Genomic DNA, 21276 nt, shown 5'->3' on the forward strand with positions numbered 1-21276 from the left:
GGTAAGCGGAAACCCGCATCAATATCCAGATGGAGCAGCCCCCGATGTCCGAGCCGGTCCAAACGCCTCAGACCAACGCCGCCTTCAGGCCCCGCATCTTTTCGGGCATCCAGCCCTCGGGCGGGCTGACGCTGGGCAATTATCTCGGCGCGCTCAAGCGCTTTGTCGAAAAGCAGGACGAGGGGATCGAGACGATCTACTGCCTTGTCGACATGCACGCGATCACCGTCTGGCAGGACCCCGACAAGCTGCGCCAGCAGACGCGCGAAGGCGCCGCGGCCTTCATCGCCGCGGGCATCGACCCGGCCCGGTCGATCCTGTTCAACCAGAGCCAGGTGACAGCGCATGCAGAGCTTGGCTGGATATTCAACTGCGTCGCGCGCATGGGCTGGATGAGCCGCATGACCCAGTTCAAGGACAAGGCCGGCAAGAACAGCGAGAATGTGAGCCTTGGCCTTTTTGCCTATCCGGCGCTGATGGCGGCCGACATCCTTGCCTATCACGCCACGATGGTGCCCGTGGGCGAGGACCAGAAGCAACATCTGGAACTGACACGCGACATCGCGATCAAGTTCAACAACGATTTCGGCGTGGATTTCTTCCCGGTGGTGAAGCCGATCATCGAAGGCGCGGCGACCCGCGTGATGTCCTTGCGCGACGGCACGAAGAAGATGTCGAAATCCGATCCCTCCGACCAGTCGCGGATCAACCTGACCGATGACGCCGACACGATCTCGAAAAAGATCCGCAAGGCCAAGACCGATCCCGAACCGCTGCCCGACACGCTTGAGGGCCTGAAGGACCGCCCCGAGGCGCGCAATCTGGTCAACATCTATGCGGCTCTTGCCGGCCACAGCGCCGAACAGGTGATCGCCGATTTCGCGGGCGCGCAGTTCGGCACCTTCAAGCCCGCGCTGGCCGATCTGGCGGTGGCCAAGCTCGAACCGATCACGACCGAGATGAACCGCCTGATGAAGGACCCGGCCGAGATCGACCGCATCCTTGGCGAAGGCGCCGACCGGGCAGAGGCCATCGCCCGCCCGATCGTCGATCAGGTCTATGACATCGTGGGCATGATCCGGTCGCGGCGGCGGTAGGGCGATGCGCGCGCTTGCCCGGCTCACGCTGACGCTGGCGCTTCTGGTCTCGTTCGTCTTCACGCTGCGCACCGGGGCCGAACTGGCCTCGGCCCCGGTTGCTGCCATCTACGCCGACCGCGCTGCATCCGGGATCGAGGCCGCCATGAACCGCGCGCTGGCCGAACGCGCGACGCCCGAGGCTCTGGCCGCCCGGATCGCGGCGCGGCTTGACGAAGATCCGCGCGACTGGGTGGTGATCGACGCGCTGGCCGGTCTGGCGTCAGAGCGGGGCATCGCCCTGCCCGGTGACCTCCCGCAGCGCCTCGACACGACGCGCGCCCAGGACAGCAGCTTTCTCGCCACGGCGCAGGCCTGCGTTGCCTGCGTGATGGACTGGTCCGCCTGCACGACCAATCTGGCCCTGATGTGCCGCGCGCGATGGACCTAACCCCGGTGGGCGACCTGGCGGGCATCCTCCGCGCCGCCAAGGAATATCTGGCCGGCAGGCCGGTGGACGAGGTCGATCTTGCCTTGTCGATCGTGGGCGTGGGCGCGACCGCGCTGGTGATCGTCACGGGCGGGTCGTCGGCGGCGGTCAAGGCGGGGGCGGGTCTGGCCAAGGTCGCCCGCGGGATGGGCAGGCTGTCGGATGGCCTTGTCGCCCTGACACGGCGGGCGGTGGTTGACGGGGTGGACTGGGTCGCCCTGCCCGGCGTCCGCTCGGTCGATGACCTGAAGACCGCACTCCGCGCCGAGGCGTTCGCGCCCCTGGTTTCCGTGGCGGGCGACCTGCACCGCATGACCGGCCGGGTGGGCATTGCCCACACCCTGCACCTGATGCCGCTGGTCGAGGATGCCAACAGCGCCCGGCGTCTGGCCAATGCGGCCGAAGCGATGGACGGCCCCCGCCTTGTCGCCCGCGCCGAACTGCTCGGCCCGGCGCGGGTCCTGCGTGCCACGGTGCGGCTTTCCGAAATGGCCTTCGGTTTCGCGGCGGCGCTTCTGTCCCTCGCCGCCTCGCTCGGGCTTGCCGCAGGCGGGCTGATCCAGTCCGCCGTCCTGCGCCAGCTGCGCAGGCGCCTTTCGCGCGCCGACCGACCCCGACCGTGACGACCGGTCCTGGCCAGACCGTCACAAAACCGAATCCGAATCCCACCAGTCTGCCTTTCGTGCCCCAGGGCACAGGGCCGACCAGTCCCCTACCGCGCGGACGTCCCCATCTGTCGCGCAGGCCCCTTCTGCCCCCGGTCCGCTGTCCCCGCGACCGGGGGCTTTCCTTTCCACAGCCCCCTTTCAACCTGGTCGAAATACCCTTGGGGGGTGAATTGGCCGGAAGGCCGAGAGGGGGGCGGACAGCCCCCCTGCCCGGCCGGATTGCGCCCTTCCGCACAGGGTCTGCGCGGCCGGGTGGCTTATCTGCATGGCCATTCCGGCCTAGGTTGCGGATAGCTGACAGGAGCATCCGCCATGACCCAACCCGTCCATCCCGCCACCCGCATCGGGCATGTGCATCTGAAGGTCGCCGACCTCGATCGCGCCATCGCCTTCTATTCCGGCGTCCTCGGCTTCGAGGTCACGCAACGCTATGGCACGCAGGCCGCGTTCCTGTCGGCCGGCGGCTATCACCACCACATCGGCCTGAACACCTGGGAATCGAAGGGCGCCAGCGCCCCGCCGCCGGGCCACACCGGGCTTTACCACACGGCCATCCTCTATCCCGACCGGGCTTCGCTGGCCGACGCGCTGAAGCGCCTTGTCACCGCGGGCTGGCCGATCGAGGGCGCGTCCGATCATGGCGTGAGCGAGGCGATCTATCTCAGCGATCCCGACGGCAACGGCGTGGAACTTTACCGCGACCGCGACGAGGCCGACTGGCCGCGTGATGCCAACGGCACGCTTGCGATGGTCACGCGTCGGCTGGACCTTCACGCGCTCTTGGCCGAGGCCGCGTGACCATCGGCCGCGGATCGCACCGGCGGACCTAGACCCTGCCTGCCGCCTGTGATTGACTGCCCGCGCACGGAAGCGAAAGGCAGCGTCATGGCATTTGGCAGGAACATCCGGACCTTCTTCGAAGGCAAGTGGCACGACGGCGACATCCCCGTGATGCGCGCCGCCGATCATGGCATCTGGCAGGGGTCTTCGGTGTTCGACGGTGCGCGCCTGTTCGAGGGCGTCGCCCCGGATCTGGATCACCATCTGTCACGCGTGAACCGGTCGGCTGCCGCCCTGATGATCACGCCCACGGTCAGCGCCGAAGACATGCTGGACATCGCCCGCGACGGGCTGCGCGCCTATGGCCGCGACCAGGCCGTCTATATCCGCCCGATGTACTGGGCGATCGACGGATCGGATCTGGGCGTGGCCCCGGCCGAGAATTCCACCGGCTTCGCGCTCTGCCTCGAAGAGGTGCCGATGCCCGCGAAGGATGCCGCCACCACGCTCTGCCGCACCCGGTTCCGCCGCCCGGTGCTGGAGGACAATGTCTGCAACGCCAAGGCGGGCTGCCTTTACCCCAACAACGCGCGGATGCTGGTCGAGGCCCGCAGCAAGGGCTTTGGCAACGCGCTTGTGGCCGATGCCATGGGCAATGTCGCCGAAACCGCCACGGCCAATGTCTTCATGGTCAGGGATGGCGTGGTCTTTACCCCCATCGCCAACGGCACCTTCCTGTCGGGCATCACTCGGGCGCGCCACATCGCCAACCTGCGCGCCGACGGGGTCGAGGTGGTCGAAGGCGTGCTGACCTTCGACGATTTCCGCGATGCCGACGAGGTCTTCCTGTCGGGCAACTTCGCCAAGGTGACGCCGGTAAAGGCCTTCGAGGACCGCGAATACCAGGTCGGCCCGATGACGCGGCGGGTGCGCGATCTGTACTGGGACTGGGCGCTGACCACCGGTCGCATCGTCTAGGACGGCCGCGCATGTTCGGTAACGAGCCCACTCTGTTCGTGTTTCGCGGGATCTTCGGGATCCGAGTCGAGGTCAGGCAATCGCTGGTTCTGCTGGCGCTTCTTTATGTCGTGCTGTCGGTCGGCTCCATGCAGGGCCTGATCGATGCGCTGATCACCGTGGGCCTGATCGTCCTGTCGATCTATCTGCACGAACTTGGCCATGCCTGGGGCTGCCGGGTTCAGGGCGTGCCGGTCGAACGGATCGTGATCTTTGGCGGCGGCGGGTTCTGCGAACACCGCCGGTCCAGCGCGCGGCAGGACGAACTGATCGTCGCGATGGGGCCGATCGTGAACCTGATCCTCTGGGCCATAAGCTCGATCTGGGTCAATTCGGTGGTGGGCGGGCTGACCAGCCTGCGCGACCTGACGCCCGTCATGGCCGAGCTTTTGTACTGGGCGAACCTTGTTGCATTGATCAACATCGCGCTTTTCTTCTTCAACATGGTGCCGGTTCAACCGCTGGACGGGGGCAAGCTGTTCTATCTTGGCCTGTTGCGGGTGATGCCGGCGGGACGCGCACTGCGGCTGGCCGGGACGGTCGGCGTCGTTTTCTGCGTGCTGTGGTGGCCGGGGCTGTTCGCGCTTTACTGGCTCACCGGCTGGCTGCTGCTGTTCGCGCCGTCGTTCCGGCAGCATCTCGCGATGATGCGGGGACAGATCGGCGGCTGACCGCGCCGAAGGCGCGGCGGCCTTTCACGGCCTTTTCGGGCCGGTCCGCCCCGTTCTGCAACGTCACCCAACGGACGGCTTGCCAACCCTGCCCCGCCGGGTCCATGATCCGGCTGCGAAAGAGGTTTGGAAATGCGCAAGTTCCTTGTCGTTCTGGACGACAGCCGCGAATGCCTGAATGCCATGCGCTATGCCGCGCTGCGCGCCGCCCATACCGGTGCGGGCGTGCAGATCCTGTCGATCATCCCGCCCGAGGAATTCCAGCACTGGATCGGCGTGTCCGACCTGATGCGCGCCGAGGCCCGCGAACGGATCGAGGCGCATTTCGAGGTCTTCGCCAAGTGGATGCGCGACAAGCAGGGCGTGAACCCGGAACTGGTGATCCGCGAAGGCGATCCGGTGACCGAGATCCTCGCCCAGGTGAAGGACGACCCCGAGGTGGGCGTTCTGGTTCTGGGCGCCGGGACGGAAAAATCCGGCCCCGGCCCGCTGGTCACGCAGATGAGCCGCAATTCCGGCAACCTGCCGATCCCGATCACCATCGTTCCGGGCGACATGTCCAAGGAACGGCTTGAGGCGATCACCTGACCGGTGCCGGTTGACCCTGCGTCACGGTTGCGCAACGCGCAACGCGGGCATGCCCGATCAGAGGTTTTCCCCGCCCCGCCGCGCCCCCATACTCCTGCCCGAGGGAGGGTCGCACAGGAGACGACCCATGTCGCAGAAGAAACCGCAACCCAGGGCAGCCGCCGCAGCGTTCGAATACGAACCCTACTACATGCCGCAGCCCCGACCGGCGCGCCCGCGTCCGGCCCGCCCGGAACAGACCGCGCTTGACGTGATGTTCGCCTATTACGACGTCGGCTGAAATCGTCGCGCGACCGTCGGATCGGGGGGCGGGGACCGATTTAGAATCGTTCCAAATATTGACATCCCCGCCCCTGGGGCGCATATCCGACAGGAACAGTTGGAGAGGCGTCATGTTCATCCAGACCGAATCCACCCCGAACCCGGCCACGCTGAAATTCCTGCCCGGACAGACCGTGCTTGAGGTCGGCACTGCCGATTTCCCCTCGTCCGAGGCGGCGAAGGCCTCGCCGCTGGCCAGCCGCATCTTTGCGGTGAACGGGGTTGCGGGCGTGTTCTTCGGATCGGATTTCGTGACCGTCACGAAGGACGCGGCCTCTGCCTGGGATCACATCAAGCCCGCCATCCTTGGCGCGATCATGGAACATTTCCAGTCGGGCGCGCCGGTGATCGAAGGCGCCGCCGGTGCCGGTTCCGGCGGGCATGCGGCGCATGACGGCCCGGATGCCGACATCGTCCGCCAGATCAAGGAACTGCTGGATACCCGCGTGCGTCCCGCCGTGGCGCAGGACGGGGGCGACATCACCTTCCACGGGTTCGACCGTGGCGTCGTCTATCTGCACATGCAGGGCGCCTGCGCGGGCTGCCCGTCCTCGACCCTGACGCTGAAGATGGGGATCGAGAACCTGCTGCGGCATTACATCCCGGAAGTGACCGAGGTGCGCCCCGTTGCCGCCTGAGCCTGTCGTTCTGGCCTTCGACACATCGGCCGCGCATTGCGCGGCCGCTTTGCTTTTGCCGGGCGGCAGGATCGTCCAGCGCTCCGAAGCGATGCAGAAGGGACAGGCCGAACGCCTGCTGCCGCTTCTGGAAGAGGTTCTGGCCGAAGGCGGCATCGGCTGGAAGGACGTGACGGCGCTTGGCGTCGGGGTCGGGCCGGGCAACTTCACCGGCATCCGCATCGCGGTTGCGGCGGCGCGCGGGCTGGCGCTTGGCCTTGGGGTGCCCGCGCATGGCGTGACCCGTTTCGAGGCGCTGGCCCTAGACCTGCCGCGCCCGCTGGCGGTGGTCGAGGACGCGCGGCACGGCGATGTCTATCTTCAGGAATTCTGGCCCGAACCGGATGCGGCGCGGATCACCGAGCTTTCGTCGCTGCCCATGGAAACAGGCGATGTGCCCCTTGTCGGGTCCGCGGCCGAACCCGCCGCCGCATTGACAGGGGGCGCCGTGCTGGGCGCGCGCTATCCTCTGGCCGAGGCCATCGCCCGCATCGCGGCCACGCGTGGCCCCGGCGTGGCGCGACCAGCCCCCTTCTACCTGCGGGCGGCCGATGCCGCGCCGCCGGCCGATCCGCCCCCGGTCATCCTCGATGCCTGAGGCGATTCCGCCTGATCCTCTTGCGCTGGCCGCCACCCATGCCGCTGCCTTCGCCGGCGGCGAAAGGGCCTGGTCGGCGCAGGAATTCGGCGACCTTCTGGCGCAGTCCGGGGTCATCCTTTGCGGCGACGCGCGGGCCTTCGTGCTTGGCCGTGTCCTGCTGGACGAGGCCGAGATCCTGACCGTGGCGACCGATCCGGCCTTCCGCAGGCAGGGTCTGGCGCGCCGGGCGCTGGCGGCGTTTCAGGCGCGGGCCGAGGCGGCGGGTGCCGCACGGGTGTTTCTGGAAGTGGCCGAGACGAACCATGCGGCGCGGGCGCTTTACACGGCGGCGGGTTACGCCAAAACAGGGCGCCGACTCGGATATTACCGGCAAGTCGACGGCGCGCGGACGGATGCGTTGCTGCTGGCGCGATCCCTGCCCTGACCACCCCTGAACAGGGCGGCAGACCCGACGCAACGTCAACCGCCACGGGCCGCTCCGCAACCTGACCATGCGGTCAAATCTGCCGCCACGGCCCCGCTTTTCCCCATTGACCGCTTCCCCGGAATCCGCCCTAATTCAGGCACGACCCAGCAGCGGCCGACCGATGAGTCCCGGTCGGCCCTATTGGCATAACGAATGATAAACCGGGAGATTTCCATGACCGTTATGAAAACCCTGATGGGCGCGGCCGCGACGCTTGCGCTTGGCGCCGCCGCTGCCGTGGCCGAGCCGGCCATCATCTTCGACCTGGGCGGCAAGTTCGACAAGTCGTTCAACGAGGCGGCCTTCAACGGCGCGACACGTTGGGCACAGGAAACCGGCGGCACGTTCAAGGAACTGGAAATGCAGTCGGAAGCCCAGCGTGAACAGGCGCTGCGCCGTCTGGCGGAATCCGGCGCCAACCCGGTGGTGATGACGGGCTTTGCCTTCGGCGACGTGCTGAACACCGTGGCTCCGGACTTCCCCGACACCAAGTTCGCGATCATCGACATGGTGGTGGAACAGCCGAACGTGAAATCGGTGGTCTTCAACGAACATGAAGGGTCTTACCTTGTCGGCATGATGGCGGCGCTGGCGTCGAAGACCGGCACCGTCGGCTTCATCGGCGGGATGGACATCCCGCTGATCCGCAAGTTCGGCTGCGGCTATGCCCAGGGCGTCAAGGCCGTGAATCCGGATGCCACCGTGATCCTGAACATGACCGGCACCACCCCTGCCGCCTGGAACGACCCGGTGAAGGGCGCCGAACTGGCCAAGGGCCAGAAGGCGCAGGGCGCGGACGTGATCTATGCCGCCGCTGGCGGCACCGGCGTGGGCGTGCTTCAGGCCGCGGCCGACGAAGGCATCCTGTCGATCGGCGTGGATAGCAACCAGAACTACCTGCACCCCGGCAAGGTCCTGACCTCGATGCTCAAGCGCGTGGACAATGCCGTCTACGAAGCCTTCAAGGAAGGCGAGGCGCTGGCGCCGGGGATCAACGTGATGGGCCTGGCCAATGACGGCGTCGGCTATGCGATGGACGAACACAACGCCGCGCTGGTGACGCCCGAGATGCAGGCCACGGTCGACGAGGCCGCCGCCAAGATCAAGTCGGGCGAGCTGGCCGTGCATGACTACATGAGCGACAACACCTGCCCGGCGGCGACGTTCTGAGCCATGTCGGTGTCAACCGATGCGGGGCGGCAGGCAACTGCCGCCCCAACCGCGCCCTATGCCATCGAACTGAAGGGCATATCCAAGGCCTTCGGTCCTGTTCAGGCGAACAAGGATATCTCGATCCAGGTGGCCAAGGGATCCATCCACGGGATCATCGGCGAGAACGGCGCCGGCAAGTCCACGCTGATGTCGATCCTCTACGGTTTCTACAAGGCCGACCGGGGCGAGATCGTGATCAACGGCAGGGTCACCGCCATTCCCGACAGCCAGAGCGCCATCCGCGCGGGCATCGGCATGGTGTTCCAGCATTTCAAGCTGGTGCAGAATTTCACGGTGCTGGAAAACGTCATCCTTGGCGCCGAAGAGGGCCAGATGCTGGCGGGTTCGCTGGCGAAGGCGCGCCGCGTGCTGCGCGAACTGGCCGAGGAATATGAACTCGAGGTCGATCCGGACGCCCTGATCGAGGACCTGTCGGTCGGCCACCAGCAGCGGGTCGAGATCCTCAAGGCGCTGTATCGGCAGGCCGATATCCTGATCCTTGACGAACCCACGGGCGTGCTGACCCCGGCCGAGGCGGACCACCTGTTCCGCATCCTGCGCGGGCTGAAGGAACAGGGCAAGACGATCATCCTGATCACGCACAAGCTGCGCGAGATCATGGAGATCACCGACACCGTCAGCGTGATGCGCCGGGGCGAAATGACGGCGACGGTGAAGACCGCCGAAACGAGCCCCGAGCAACTGGCCGAACTGATGGTCGGGCGCAAGGTCCTGCTGCATGTGGCCAAGGGGCCGGCCAATCCGGGCGCGACCGTGCTCGATGTCGAAAACCTGCGCGTGAAGGACGATCAGGGTGTCGAACGCCTGAAGGGCATCAGCCTGAAGGTGCGCGCGGGCGAAATCCTCGGCATCGCCGGGGTCGCGGGCAACGGACAGTCCGAACTGCTGGCCGTCCTTGGCGGGATGCAGGCCGGAACCGGACACATCCGCATCAAGGGCGACGAGATCGACCTGACCGGCAAGCATTCGAACGGCCAGACCCGCCGCGCGCGCGGCATCGCCCATGTGCCCGAAGACCGCCAGCACCTGGGCCTGATCATGGATTTCACCGCCTGGGAAAACGTGGCCTTCGGCTATCACCACGCGCCGGAATACCAGAAGAACCGCCTGTTCATGGACAACGACGCCCTGCGCGCCGATACCGAACGGAAGATGGCCACGTTCGACGTGCGCCCCCCGATCCCGACACTTGCGGCGAAAAGCTTTTCGGGCGGCAACCAGCAAAAGATCGTTGTCGCACGCGAGATCGAACGAAACCCCGACCTGCTGCTGGTGGGCCAGCCCACGCGCGGCGTCGACATCGGCGCGATCGAATTCATCCACAAGCAGATCGTGGCCCTGCGCGACGCGGGCAAGGCCATTCTTCTGGTCAGCGTGGAACTGGACGAGATCATGTCGCTGTCGGACCGGATCGCCGTCATGTTCGACGGCCGCATCATGGGCGAACGCGATCCGAGATCCACCAATGAACGCGAACTGGGTCTGATGATGGCCGGCGTCACCGATGGAGGCGCGGCATGACGAAGCTGCCGAAATGGGCCGATGTCGCCCTTGTTCCGCTGATCAGCCTGATGCTGGCGGCCATCGTCGCGGCCATCGTCCTGGTCGCCATTGGGCATGACCCGTGGAACGCGCTCAAGGTCATGGTCGACGGCGCGCTCGGGTCGCCCTATGGCTGGGGCTACACGCTTTACTACACCACCAGCTTCATCTTCACCGGCCTCGCGGTGACGGTGGCCTTCCACGCCAGCCTCTTCAACATCGGCGGCGAGGGGCAGGCTCAACTGGGCGGGCTTGGCGTGGCGCTGGTCTGCCTGTCGATGCCCTGGCCGCACTGGACGCTGGCGCTTGCGGCGGCGACCCTGGGCGCCGCGGCCTTCGGTGCGGCCTGGGCTGCGATCCCGGCCTATCTACAGGCCAGGCGCGGCAGCCACATCGTGATCACCACGATCATGTTCAACTACATCGCCGCGGCGCTTCTGGTCTATCTCCTGGTGGACGTGCTGCGCCCGGCGGGTCAGATGGACCCGGCCTCGGCCCGGTTCCCCGAGGGTGCGAACCTTCCCGCGCTGAACGAGATCCCCGGCTTCAACCTGATCTTCGAGAAGGCCGTGCCCGCCAATGTGACGCTGTTCATCGCGCTTTTCATGGCCTGGGTGGTCTGGGCGATCCTTTGGCGCACCCGGCTCGGTTATGAGATCCGCGCCTTCGGCAAGTCGGAAACCGCCGCGCGCTATGCCGGGATCAATGCCGTCAGGATCACCATGATCGCCATGCTGATCTCGGGCGGGCTTGCCGGCATGATGAGCATCAACAATGTCATGGGCGAGGCGGAACGGCTGTTGCAGAACTCGTCCGAGGGGGCGGGCTTCATCGGCATCGCGGTGGCGCTGATGGGGCGCAATCATCCCGTGGGCGTCGTGCTGGCCGCGCTCTTGTTCGGCTTCCTCTATCAGGGCGGGGCCGAGCTTGGCCTCTGGACCTCGATCCCGATCGAGATGCGGATCGTCGTCCAGGGCCTGGTGATCCTGTTCACGGGCGCGCTCGACATGATGGTGCGGATGATGCTGGGCTGGCTGTTCAGCCTGTCGCAAAGCGCCGAAAGCGTGGGGGCGAAGTGATGGATTACGCAACGCTTCTGCAGCTTCTCGACACCACGCTGCGCTTTGCGACGCCGCTTCTGCTGGCCTGCCTGGCGGGGCTCTATTCCGAACGCGCAGGCGTCTTCGACATCGGGCTGGAAGGCAAGATGCTGATGGCCGCCATGTCCTCGGGCGCGGTCGCGGCGCTGACCGGGTCGGTCTGGCTGGGGCTTCTGGCGGCGATCGGCGGGTCGCTCCTGTTCGCGCTGGTGCACGGGGTGGCGTCGATCACCTTCCGGGGCAATCAGCTGATTTCCGGTGTGGCGCTCAATTTCATCGCCTCGGGGATCACGGTTCTGGTGGCGCAAAGCCTGTTCGGCCAGGGCGGGCGCACCCCGCCGTTGACGGGTGGCGCGCGGTCGAACCCGGTCATCCTGCCCTTCGCCGAACCCATGCGCGACGTGCCGGTGATCGGGCCGCTCTACTACGAGGTCATTTCGGGCCATTCGCCGCTGGTCTATCTGGCCCTTCTGATGGTTCCGGTCACCTGGTGGGTGCTCTACCGCACCCGCTTTGGCCTGCGGCTGCGCGCGGTCGGCGAAAATCCCGCCGCCGTCGACACCGCGGGCGTCTCGGTCCGCGGCCTGCGTTTTGCCGCCGTGATGATCACCGGCGTCCTCTGCGGCGTCGCAGGCGCCTACATGGCCACCGCGCTCCAGGCGGGCTTTGGCCGCGAAATGACGGCGGGGCGTGGCTATATCGCGCTGGCCGCGCTGATCTTTGCCAAATGGCGCCCCTGGGCCGCGCTTTACGCCTGCCTGCTGTTCGGCTTCTTCCAGGCGCTTGCGCTGCGCCCGGACGTGGTGGAAGGGGTTGTCGGCGTGAAGGTGCCGGTGCCCGCGCTCGATGCGCTGCCCTATGTGCTGACGGTGCTGGTGCTGGCGGGCTTCGTGGGCAAGGCGATCCCGCCGCGCGCGGGCGGCGAGCCCTATGTCAAGGAACGCTGACCTCCACGACTTGAACCTGACGAAAATACCCTCGGGGGGTCCGGGGGGCAGACAGCCCCCCGGCCTCTCCTCCCCGTGAAAGACCGACCATGACGCACCCCGCCGACCTCTCCCGCGCCGATATCCCCCGCCTGGCCGACACGATCCGCGCCCGCGCCGGGACTGCCCCCGTGCGCCTGGGGATGATCCTGGGGTCCGGTCTGGGCCATCTGGCCCATGCGGTCGAGGGCATGGCCATCCCCTATGCCGACCTGCCGGGCTTTCCGCATGCCGCCGTGTCCGGCCACAACCCGAACCTGCACATCGGCGATCTGGAAGGGGTGCGGGTCGCGATCTTCGGCGCGCGCGAACATTACTATGAAAACGGCAACCCGGCGGCGATGCGCCCGGCGCTTGAAACCCTGCGCGCGCTTGGGGCCGAGTCGCTGATCGTGACCAATGCCGCAGGCTCGCTGCACCCCGAGATCGACCCGGGCGACCTGATGCTTCTGTCGGATCACATCAACTACAGCGGGCTAAACCCGCTGATCGGCGAACGCACCGATGCGCGTTTCGTGCCGATGACGGATGCGCATGACGCAGGGATGCGCGCGGCCCTCAAGGCGGCGGCCGAACGCGTCGGCGTGCCCCTGCCGGAAGGCGTCTATGCCTGGTATTCCGGCCCCTCGTTCGAAACCCCGGCCGAGATCCGCATGCTGCGCACACTTGGCGCGGATGCCGTCGGCATGTCGACCGTGCCCGAGGTGATCCTCGCACGGTTCCTCGGCCTGCGCGTGGCGGCGATCTCGACCGTCACGAACAAGGCCGCGGGCCTGTCGGACGAAAAGATCAGCCATGAACACACCAAGGCGATGGCGCCCCTGGGTGCGGCCAAACTGGAACGGGTGATCCGCGAATTCCTGCGAACGCTCCGATGAGGCGGGACGGCATTTGACATCCCCGTCCGGGCAGGTCTTAGCTTGGACAGTCCCTTGGCCCCATCCGCGCGCACCGGTCGCAATGCAGCTTTACCTCCCCATTGCCGAGGTTTCCGTCAACGCCTTCCTGCTTCTGGGGGCGGGCGGAATCGTGGGCTTCCTGTCGGGAATGTTCGGCGTGGGTGGCGGCTTCCTGATCACGCCCCTGCTGTTCTTCCTCGGCATCCCGCCCGCCATCGCCGTGGCCACCGGGGCAAACCAGGTCGTGGCCTCGTCGGTTTCGGGGGTGCTGGCACAACTGCGGCGAAAGGCAGTTGATTTCCGCATGGGCGGCATCCTTCTGGCCGGGGGCGTGGCGGGTTCGGGCCTGGGGATCTGGGTCTTTGCGCTGCTCAAGGCCATGGGCCAGGTCGATCTGTTCGTGCAGTTGTCCTATGTGCTGTTCCTGGGGCTTGTCGGGGCGCTGATGCTGAACGAAAGCCTGCGCACGCTTTTGCGGTCGCGCAACCCCAATGCCCCGATCCGGCGGGCGCATGTGCACACCTGGGTGCATCGCCTGCCCTTCAAGATGAAGTTCCGCGCCTCGGGGCTTTACATCAGCGTGCTGCCGCCCCTGGGCGTCGGCGCCTTCGTGGGCTTCCTGGCCGCCGTGATGGGCGTGGGCGGCGGGTTCATCATGGTGCCCGCGATGATCTATCTTCTGGGGATGCCGACCAAGGTCGTGATCGGCACCTCGCTCTTTCAGATCATCTTCGTGACAGCCTTCACGACGGTGATGCATGCCGTCACCAGCCAGACCGTCGACATGATGCTGGCCCTGATCCTGATCTTCGGGGGCGTGGTCGGGGCACAGATCGGCGCGCGGGTGGGGGTACGGCTCAGGGCCGACCAGCTGCGCATCCTTCTGGCGCTTCTGGTGCTGGCGGTCAGTTTCAAGATCGCGCTCGACCTGCTGCTGACGCCGGGTGAAACCTATTCGATCGTGGCGGGGCGGCTGCCATGACGATCCTGCGCGCGCTTCTGGCCCTGCTTCTTTCGGTCCTGCCCGCCACGGCCGAACAGATCGTGCTGGGCCTGTCGGAATACCGTGTGTCCATCACCGCCGATTTCGACGGGTCCGAGATCCTCGTCTATGGCGCGGTCAAGCGGCAGGAGCCGATCCCGGCAGGCCCGCCGCTGCAGGTGGTCGTCACGGTCGAGGGGCCGTCGACGCCGCTGACCGTCTGGCGCAAGGACCGGCGATGGGGCATCTGGGTCAACAGCGCCGCCGTCACGATCGACCGTGCGCCCAGCTTCTATGCCATCGCCACGACCGGTCCGCTGCGCGAGGTCCTGTCCGAGACAGAGGACCTGCGCCACCGCATCTCGATCACCCGCGTGATCCGCGCCGTGGGCATCGCCGCCCAGGCCGATGACAGCCCCGCCTTCGTCAACGCGTTGCAACGCATCCGGATCCAGGAAAAGCGCTTTGTGCTGAAGGAACGCTCTGTGGCGCTGTCCGACCAGACGCTTTTCCGGACCGACATCGAACTGCCGGCCGCGCTGACCGAGGGCGATTATCGCGTGCGTGTCTTCCTCACGCGTGACGGGCGGGTCCTCGACAAGCTCGAACGGTCGATCTTTGTCCGGAAAGAGGGGCTGGAGCGGTTCTTCTTCCGGCTGGCGCATGACCAGCCGCTTGTCTACGGGCTGTTGTCGCTTTTCGTCGCGGTGGTGGCGGGCTGGCTGGCCTCGGCCGCGTTCCGGCTGCTGCGGAACTGACGCATCAGCCCAGGGCGGTGGCGGCCTCGATCCGGGGATAGGCGCGCGCAAGCGTGATCGCGCGCGCGGTGTTAAGCACCATCAGCGCGCCCCAGAGTCCGTGATTGCCGTAGGCCGGAACCAGCACTGCAAGGGCCAGCAGATAGACCGCCACGGAAACCACCATGGCGCGCAGCATGTCGCCGGTCCGGGTTGCGCCGATGAAGATGCCGTCCAGCATCCAGCTTGCAACCCCGATCATCGGACCGATCACCACCCAGGGAAGATAGGCCCGCGCCTCGGTGCGGACATCGGGGGCGGTGGCCATCAGGTCGATGATCCAGGGACCGGCCAGAAGGAACGCGAGCGCCAGCGCGATACTGCCCCCGGCGCCCCATATCGAACTGATCACCGCCGCCCGGCGCAGGCGCGCGGCCGACCGCATCCCCACCGCCTGGCCGACCAGCGTTTCGGCGGCAAAGGCGAAACCGTCCAGCGCATAGGCGGTGATCTCCAGGAACTGAAGGAGCACCTGATTGGCGGCCAGCGTCACATCCCCCTGCCCCGCCCCCATGAACAGGAAGGTGGCGAAGGCCCCCTGCAACAGGATCGACCGCAGCATGATCTGGCTGTTCACCGCGCCCATGCGCATCAGCGCCGCGCGGTCGGCAAGCCGCACCCGTGCCGCCGCCAGCATCGGCCCGGCCAGGGCTTCGCGACACAGCCACAGGCCCAGAAGGAGCCCCGTCCATTCCGCGATCAGCGTGGCCGTGGCCACGCCCGCGACGCCCCAGCCAAGCCCGAGGACGAACCACAGGTCCAGCACCACATTGAGCCCGTTCATCCACAATTGCAGCACAAGCACGCCGCGCGTGCGCTCTACCGCGATCAGCCAGCCGGTGACCGCATAAAGCGCGATGGTGGCGGGCGCGCCCCAGATCCGCAGCGAAAGATAGCTCTGCGCCAGGCCTTCGACCTCGGCGCTGGCCGGTGCCAGCCGGAACGCCGCCCAGAACAGCGGCCATTGCAGCGCGATCAGCATCAGCCCCGCCGCCCCTGCGATCAGGAAGGCGCGCAGAAGGACGGCCGAGCTTTCGGCCCTGTCGCCCTGCCCGTGCGCCTGCGCGACAAGTCCGGTCGTGCCCATCCTGAGAAAGCCGAACACCCAGTAGAGCATGGCAAGGATCATCGCCCCCACGCCGACGGCCCCGATCGGCGCGGCCTGCCCCATCTGGCCGACAACGCCCGTATCGACCGCCCCCAGCAGCGGAACCGTCGCATTCGACAGGACGATGGGCAGGGCGATCTTCAGGACACGGGTGTGCGTGATCTCGGCCGATGGGGCGGGATCAGCCATCGCCACCCCGTTCCGGCATCACGAAATGGCCCGTCGCCTGGGCGAACAGACGGCTGCGGTTGTCTTGCCAGGCTTCGACATGGACCGACGCATAGCGCCGCCCCGACCGGTTCACCCGCGCACGCGCATAGGCATCGCGCGGCAGCCCCGACCGCAGGTAATCCACCGTGAAGTCGATCGTCTTGGGCAGGCGCGGCAGGTGGTTGGCATCCACCGCCAGCGGGTCAAGCGCGCCTTGTTCCATCTCTTCCCACATCAGCGACCAGGACAGTTCGATGATCGCGGTGACTTCCAGGAAGGCCGCCGTCACGCCGCCATGGATCGCGGGAAGAAGCGGGTTGCCGATCAGCTTGTCGTCGAAGGGCAGGATCGCGGTCAACTCGTCGCCCCTGCGGTCGAAATGGATGCCGAGGAAGCTGATGTAGGGCACGCCTTCGACCAGCCTGCGCAGCGCGGCGTCGCGGCGCTGCTTGACGACCTGGACGGGTTCGGGCCTGGGCCGGGTCATTTCGCACCGCCTTTCCGTTCCACGGTGAAGGCGCCGGTGGCGGTGGCCACGGGCCGGTCGCCATCCTCATCGGCGGCGACCGCGCGGACGAAGGCCACGCTGCGGGTGACGTGATAGCACTCCGCCCGGGCCGTGATCCTCTGGCCCGGCGTCGCCGCGCGCATGTAGTCGATCCGCAGGTCGATCGTCGCCGTTCCCGCGGCCGAGGCCGGATGGCTCATCACCGCAGCGCCTGCGGCGGTATCCATCAGCGCGGACACCGCGCCGCCGTGGATGACGCCGGTGGCCGGATCGCCCACGAAGCGCGGATCGTAGGCCATCGAGATCACCGCAACCCCGTCTTCCAGCCGTTCCAGCACCATCCCGAGAGCGCGGGAATGGGGGATCGCCTCTATGAACTGGCGCGCAAGGCGGGCGCGCCCTTCGTCTTCGGTCTGGGACATGCGGACTCCTTCGCGGCGTTCTGCCTTTTTGCCGGTGCCTGCGCAGGTTTGTCACTTGCCAAACCCGCTGCAAGGGCTATCTTTGCAATTGCGAACCATTCTCATTACAGAAAGCGCCATGTCAAAGCCCGTAGCCGCGACCGCCCCCGTCCTGCCGACACGGATCGGCCCGTTCCGGGCCAACCGGCTGGCCATCGCCCTTCTGCTGGCCGCCCTGGCCGTCGCCCCGGGCGAGCTCGGGCCGCTTACACGGGGGCTGATGGTGGATGCCTTCGTGCAGGTGTCGGCCTTCGTGGCGGCGACGCTGCTTCTGTTCTATGGTGCGGAAAAGCTGTTCCGCTTCGACATCGGCCAGGCGCTGAGCCGGGCGCGGGTCTGGCAGGTGCCGCTGGCCGCCCTGCTGGGCGCGACACCCGGATGCGGCGGTGCGGTGGTCGTCGTGGCGGCCTATTCCTCGGGTCATGTCAGCTTTGGCGCGGTGGTGGCCACGCTGACCGCCACGATGGGCGACGCGGCCTTCCTGCTGATCGCCACCCGGCCCGATGCGGCGGCGGTGGTGCTGCCGCTTTCCTTCGTGGTGGGGGTGCTGTCGGGCTGGGCGATCGACCTTCTGTCCCGCCGCTTCCCGGTGCGCAATTCCTGCACCGGCGGGATCACCGTGCCGCTTATCGGTCGCAACCGGTGGCGCGATCTGGCCTTCGGCGCGCTGGCGCTGCCCGGCCTTGTCATGGGGATCACCGACCTTGCCGGTCAGGATATCGAGGCGATCTTCGGCCTTGCCCTGCCCGCCATCGCCCTTGCGGGCACCGCCGTGGGCCTTCTGATCTGGGCCGCCTCGCCGCTGCAGGCGATGACCAACCCTTCCGATCCGCCGCTGGCCCGGATGGCCGAGGAAACCGCGTTCATCTCGGTCTGGGTGATCGTGGCCTACCTCGCCTATGATTACCTCGCCGTCTTCTCGGGCCTCGATCTGGCCGCGCTGTTCACCACCATCGCGCCGATCCTGCCTCTGGCCGGGGTCGCGGTGGGGCTGATCCCCGGCTGCGGTCCTCAGGTCGTTGTGGCAACGCTCTACATCAATGGCGCGGTGCCCTTCTCGGCCCTGATCGGCAACGCGATCTCGAACGACGGGGATGCGCTGTTCCCGGCGATCGCGCTCAACCCGCGCGCGGCGATCCTGGCCACGCTCTATTCCACGATCCCCGCCCTGATCGTGGCCTACGGGTTCTATTTCCTGGCGCCCGGCTTCATGAACTGAGGCCGGAAAGCCGCGTTGCCCGACGGCGGCCTTGCCGCTAGGATCGCCGGACCGGAGGACGCCATGAACGAAAAGCGCCTGTCATTCAAGGAAATGTGCAGCAAGTTCGACGTGACCCCGCGCACGTTGCGATACTACGAATATATCGAGCTGCTGTTCCCCGAAAAGGAAGGCCGCGCCCGGTACTACGGCCCGCGCGAGGTGGCGCGCATGACGCTGATCTTACGCGGTCGCCGGTTCGGTTTCAGCCTCGAGGAAATCCGCCAGTGGTTGCTGATCTACCAGCACAAGGGCACGCGCGACCAGATGCTTGCCTTCGTCGCAATGGCCGACCGTCAGCTGGCCGAGCTTGACCGCCAGAGGGCCGAGCTTGACGTGACCATCGAGGACCTGAAATCGCTGCGCACCACCGCCGCGGACGAGGCCGGCAAACTGACCTGACCCGCGCTTGGGCGGCTCAGAATGTTGCCCGTTCCCCTGCGTCACCTTGCATGACGTTTCGTCAGGCTTTTTCTGACGTGACGTTACATTTACGTCAACGTCAAGCACTCTGGTATTGAATCGGGAAACGCCCCATGTGCCGCGCAGTTGACCCTGCGTGAGAGTAGATCATGACGACCGACCTGATGACGATCCGCGAGATGTGCGAAGCCTATGACGTGACGCCGCGCACATTGCGTTTCTACGAATCGAAGGAACTGCTTTTCCCGATCCGGGAAGGCACCCGCCGACTGTTCACCAAGCGCGACCGTGCCCGGCTCACGCTGATCCTGCGCGGCAAGCGTTTTGGCTTCAGCCTCGAGGACATCCGGCAGCTCTTGGACATGTACGACCGCGACGGCAGCCAGGAAACCCAGCTGCGCCGCACCTATGACCTGGCCCGTGAACGCCTTGCCGCGATGGAGACGCAGCGCGCCGAACTCGACGTGGCGATCGCGGACCTGAAAGACCAACTGGCCTGGGGCGAGGAAATGCTCGCGCGTTTCGCCTCGAACGCCGCCTGACCGACGACCAAGGGAGACAGAACCGATGCCCAGCTACACCGCCCCCGTGAAGGACATGCAGTTCCTGCTGCATGACGTGCTGAAAGTCACCGAAGCCGGCATCGAGGGCTATGCCGATCTGGACGAGGGCTTCACCTCGGCGGTGCTGGAAGAGGCGGGCAAGGTGGCATCCGGGGTTCTGGCCCCGCTGAACGCCGTGGGCGACCGCGAAGGCTGCACGCTGGAAAACGGCGTGGTCCGCACGCCGAAAGGCTTCAAGGAAGCGTTCGAGGCGATGAAACAGGGCGGCTGGACCGCGCTGGATTGCGACCCGGCCTATGGCGGGCAAGGCCTGCCCTACCTGATGGGCACGGCCGTGGGCGAAATCTTTGTCTCGGCTAACATGGCTTTCAACATGTATCAGGGCCTGACGCATGGCGCCTATTCGGCGATCCACACCCACGGCACGCCCGAACAGAAGGCGATGTATCTGCCCAAGATGGTCAGCTGCGACTGGACGGGCACGATGAACCTGACCGAGCCGCATTGCGGCACCGATCTGGGGCTGATGCGCACCAAGGCCGAACCGCAGGCCGATGGCAGCTACCGGATCACGGGGCAGAAGATCTTCATCTCGGCGGGCGATCATGACCTGTCGGAAAACGTCATCCATCTGGTGCTGGCCAAGGCGCCCGGCGGCGGCGAGGGGACGAAGGGCATCAGCCTGTTCATCGTGCCGAAGTTTCTGGTGAATGACGATGGCAGCCTTGGCGCGCGCAACGCGGTCTCGGTCGGCAAGATCGAGGAAAAGATGGGCATCCACGGCAATGCCACCTGCGTGATGAACTATGACGGCGCAACCGGCTGGCTGCTGGGCGACCTGCACAAGGGCATGCGCGCGATGTTCACCATGATGAACGAGGCCCGTCTGGGCGTGGGCCTGCAGGGCTATGCGGTGGCCGAGGCCGCCTATCAGAACGCGCTGAACTATGCGAAGGATCGCCTGCAAGGCCGTGCCGTGACCGGGGCGGAAAACCCCGACGCCCCCGCCGATCCGCTGATCGTCCACCCCGACATCCGCCGCAACCTGATGGAGCAAAAAAGCTTTGTCGAAGGCGCCCGCGCGCTGACCTTCTGGGGCGCGCATCTGATCGACCGTTCAGTGCGGCAGGACGACGAGGCGGCCGAGGGCCTGATCAGCCTGATGATCCCGGTCATCAAGGGTTTCCAGACCGACAAGGGGTTCGAGATGGCCGTGCAGGCCCAGCAGGTCTATGGCGGGCACGGCTATATCGAGGAATGGGGGATGAGCCAGTTCGCCCGCGACGCCCGGATCGCGATGATCTACGAAGGCGCGAACGGGGTGCAGGCGCTTGACCTTGTGGGCCGCAAGCTGGCACAGGACGGGGGCAAACACGTCATGGCCTTCTTCGAGATGGTCAAGGCCGAGGTGAAGGCGCACGACGACGACGCCCGGATGGCCCCCTTCGCCGAAGCGCTGAAAACGGCCTCCAAACAGCTGCAGCAGGCGGCCATGTTCTTCATGGCGCAGGGCATGAAGAACCCCAACGCTGCGCTGGCGGGGAGCTATGACTTCATGCACCTGATGGGCCATGTCTGCATGGGGCTGATGTGGACGCGCATGGCGCGCGCCGCCTTCACCGCGCTGGACGAAGGCCGGGGCGACGCGGATTTCCTGAACACGAAGATCGCCACCGGACGCTTCTACATGGCCCGCCAGCTGCCCGCCTGCGCGATGCATCTGGCCAGGATCGAAACCGGCGCCGATCCTGTGATGGCCCTTGCAGCCGAGGCGTTCTAAGCTGCGGGAACCCATTTTCAGGGGCCAGGATTTTTCTCCGAAAAATCCCCCCCTCCCCCGAACGGAGTGAC

At 66.6% G+C, this 21276-nt stretch carries 25 protein-coding genes; 22 read left to right on the forward strand and 3 right to left on the reverse strand.

Annotation, left to right across the window (positions count from 1 at the left end):
• Positions 1-44 precede the first annotated feature (44 nt).
• From trpS to E7811_RS04090, 18 genes are all read left to right on the forward strand, one after another.
• Positions 45-1097, forward strand: a complete 1053-nt coding sequence (gene trpS, locus E7811_RS04010) for a tryptophan--tRNA ligase (protein ID WP_136393273.1) — start codon at positions 45-47, stop codon at positions 1095-1097.
• A gap of 4 nt (positions 1098-1101) precedes the next feature.
• Positions 1102-1527, forward strand: a complete 426-nt coding sequence (locus E7811_RS04015) for a hypothetical protein (protein WP_136393274.1) — start codon at positions 1102-1104, stop codon at positions 1525-1527.
• A complete protein-coding gene (locus E7811_RS04020; protein ID WP_136393275.1) occupies positions 1518-2189 on the forward strand; it encodes a hypothetical protein in 672 nt (223 codons plus the stop codon). Before E7811_RS04015 ends, E7811_RS04020 begins: the two co-directional genes overlap by 10 nt.
• A gap of 357 nt (positions 2190-2546) precedes the next feature.
• Positions 2547-3032 (forward strand): VOC family protein, encoded by a 486-nt coding sequence (locus E7811_RS04025; protein ID WP_136393276.1) that lies wholly within the window; start codon positions 2547-2549, stop codon positions 3030-3032.
• An 87-nt stretch (positions 3033-3119) separates the two neighbouring features.
• Positions 3120-3992: a branched-chain amino acid aminotransferase gene (locus E7811_RS04030; RefSeq protein WP_136393277.1), complete on the forward strand. Its 873-nt coding sequence runs from the start codon at positions 3120-3122 to the stop codon at positions 3990-3992.
• Between the two features lie 11 nt (positions 3993-4003).
• Complete coding sequence (locus E7811_RS04035) at positions 4004-4702, forward strand: metalloprotease (RefSeq protein WP_136393278.1); 699 nt, start codon at positions 4004-4006, stop codon at positions 4700-4702.
• Positions 4703-4834: 132 nt separating this feature from the next.
• Positions 4835-5290, forward strand: coding sequence for a universal stress protein (locus E7811_RS04040; protein ID WP_136393279.1), 456 nt, complete (start codon positions 4835-4837; stop codon positions 5288-5290).
• Between the two features lie 127 nt (positions 5291-5417).
• Positions 5418-5570 carry a hypothetical protein gene (locus tag E7811_RS17870; protein ID WP_168732918.1) on the forward strand — a complete coding sequence of 51 codons (153 nt, stop codon included), beginning with the start codon at positions 5418-5420 and terminating at the stop codon, positions 5568-5570.
• Positions 5571-5682: 112 nt separating this feature from the next.
• Complete coding sequence (locus E7811_RS04045; protein WP_136393280.1) at positions 5683-6249, forward strand: NifU family protein; 567 nt, start codon at positions 5683-5685, stop codon at positions 6247-6249.
• A complete protein-coding gene (gene tsaB / locus E7811_RS04050) occupies positions 6239-6886 on the forward strand; it encodes a tRNA (adenosine(37)-N6)-threonylcarbamoyltransferase complex dimerization subunit type 1 TsaB (RefSeq protein WP_136393281.1) in 648 nt (215 codons plus the stop codon). Before E7811_RS04045 ends, tsaB begins: the two co-directional genes overlap by 11 nt.
• Complete coding sequence (locus E7811_RS04055; protein ID WP_136393282.1) at positions 6879-7313, forward strand: GNAT family N-acetyltransferase; 435 nt, start codon at positions 6879-6881, stop codon at positions 7311-7313. Before tsaB ends, E7811_RS04055 begins: the two co-directional genes overlap by 8 nt.
• A gap of 216 nt (positions 7314-7529) precedes the next feature.
• The gene (locus tag E7811_RS04060) at positions 7530-8525 is read left to right on the forward strand and encodes a BMP family lipoprotein (protein WP_136393283.1); all 996 of its coding nucleotides are present in this window, start codon (positions 7530-7532) and stop codon (positions 8523-8525) included.
• A 3-nt stretch (positions 8526-8528) separates the two neighbouring features.
• Complete coding sequence (locus E7811_RS04065; RefSeq protein WP_136393284.1) at positions 8529-10109, forward strand: ABC transporter ATP-binding protein; 1581 nt, start codon at positions 8529-8531, stop codon at positions 10107-10109.
• Positions 10106-11209, forward strand: a complete 1104-nt coding sequence (locus tag E7811_RS04070) for an ABC transporter permease (protein WP_136393285.1) — start codon at positions 10106-10108, stop codon at positions 11207-11209. The genes E7811_RS04065 and E7811_RS04070 overlap by 4 nt, the downstream gene beginning before the upstream one ends.
• Positions 11209-12177 (forward strand): ABC transporter permease, encoded by a 969-nt coding sequence (locus tag E7811_RS04075; RefSeq protein ID WP_136393286.1) that lies wholly within the window; start codon positions 11209-11211, stop codon positions 12175-12177. Before E7811_RS04070 ends, E7811_RS04075 begins: the two co-directional genes overlap by 1 nt.
• 89 nt (positions 12178-12266) lie before the next feature.
• A complete protein-coding gene (locus tag E7811_RS04080) occupies positions 12267-13094 on the forward strand; it encodes a purine-nucleoside phosphorylase (RefSeq protein ID WP_136393287.1) in 828 nt (275 codons plus the stop codon).
• An 82-nt stretch (positions 13095-13176) separates the two neighbouring features.
• Positions 13177-14097 (forward strand): sulfite exporter TauE/SafE family protein, encoded by a 921-nt coding sequence (locus tag E7811_RS04085; RefSeq protein WP_136393288.1) that lies wholly within the window; start codon positions 13177-13179, stop codon positions 14095-14097.
• A complete protein-coding gene (locus E7811_RS04090) occupies positions 14094-14855 on the forward strand; it encodes a TIGR02186 family protein (RefSeq protein WP_136393289.1) in 762 nt (253 codons plus the stop codon). The genes E7811_RS04085 and E7811_RS04090 overlap by 4 nt, the downstream gene beginning before the upstream one ends.
• A gap of 4 nt (positions 14856-14859) precedes the next feature.
• Here the strand turns inward: E7811_RS04090 and E7811_RS04095 are convergent, their stop codons facing one another.
• From E7811_RS04095 to E7811_RS04105, 3 genes are read right to left on the reverse strand one after another with little or no spacing between them, the layout of a single operon-like run.
• Positions 14860-16191, reverse strand: a complete 1332-nt coding sequence (locus tag E7811_RS04095) for an MATE family efflux transporter (RefSeq protein ID WP_136393290.1) — start codon at positions 16189-16191, stop codon at positions 14860-14862.
• Positions 16184-16699 carry a PaaI family thioesterase gene (locus tag E7811_RS04100; protein WP_136393291.1) on the reverse strand — a complete coding sequence of 172 codons (516 nt, stop codon included), beginning with the start codon at positions 16697-16699 and terminating at the stop codon, positions 16184-16186. The genes E7811_RS04095 and E7811_RS04100 overlap by 8 nt, the downstream gene beginning before the upstream one ends.
• Positions 16696-17142, reverse strand: a complete 447-nt coding sequence (locus E7811_RS04105) for a PaaI family thioesterase (RefSeq protein WP_136393292.1) — start codon at positions 17140-17142, stop codon at positions 16696-16698. Before E7811_RS04105 ends, E7811_RS04100 begins: the two co-directional genes overlap by 4 nt.
• Positions 17143-17260: 118 nt before the next feature.
• On the opposite strand from E7811_RS04105, the gene E7811_RS04110 reads away from it, so the two are divergent.
• The 4 genes from E7811_RS04110 (at position 17261) to E7811_RS04125 (ending at position 21205) form a co-directional block, all read left to right on the forward strand.
• Positions 17261-18400, forward strand: coding sequence for a putative manganese transporter (locus E7811_RS04110; protein WP_136393293.1), 1140 nt, complete (start codon positions 17261-17263; stop codon positions 18398-18400).
• 63 nt (positions 18401-18463) lie between these two features.
• Positions 18464-18841 (forward strand): MerR family transcriptional regulator, encoded by a 378-nt coding sequence (locus tag E7811_RS04115; protein WP_136393294.1) that lies wholly within the window; start codon positions 18464-18466, stop codon positions 18839-18841.
• 170 nt (positions 18842-19011) lie between these two features.
• Positions 19012-19404 (forward strand): MerR family transcriptional regulator, encoded by a 393-nt coding sequence (locus E7811_RS04120; protein WP_136393295.1) that lies wholly within the window; start codon positions 19012-19014, stop codon positions 19402-19404.
• 25 nt (positions 19405-19429) lie between these two features.
• Positions 19430-21205 carry an acyl-CoA dehydrogenase C-terminal domain-containing protein gene (locus tag E7811_RS04125; RefSeq protein ID WP_136393296.1) on the forward strand — a complete coding sequence of 592 codons (1776 nt, stop codon included), beginning with the start codon at positions 19430-19432 and terminating at the stop codon, positions 21203-21205.
• The last annotated feature ends 71 nt before the right edge of the window (positions 21206-21276 follow it).

The organism is Aliigemmobacter aestuarii (genome assembly GCF_004799285.1).
In the GTDB taxonomy this organism is placed as follows: Bacteria; Pseudomonadota; Alphaproteobacteria; order Rhodobacterales; family Rhodobacteraceae; genus Aliigemmobacter; species Aliigemmobacter aestuarii.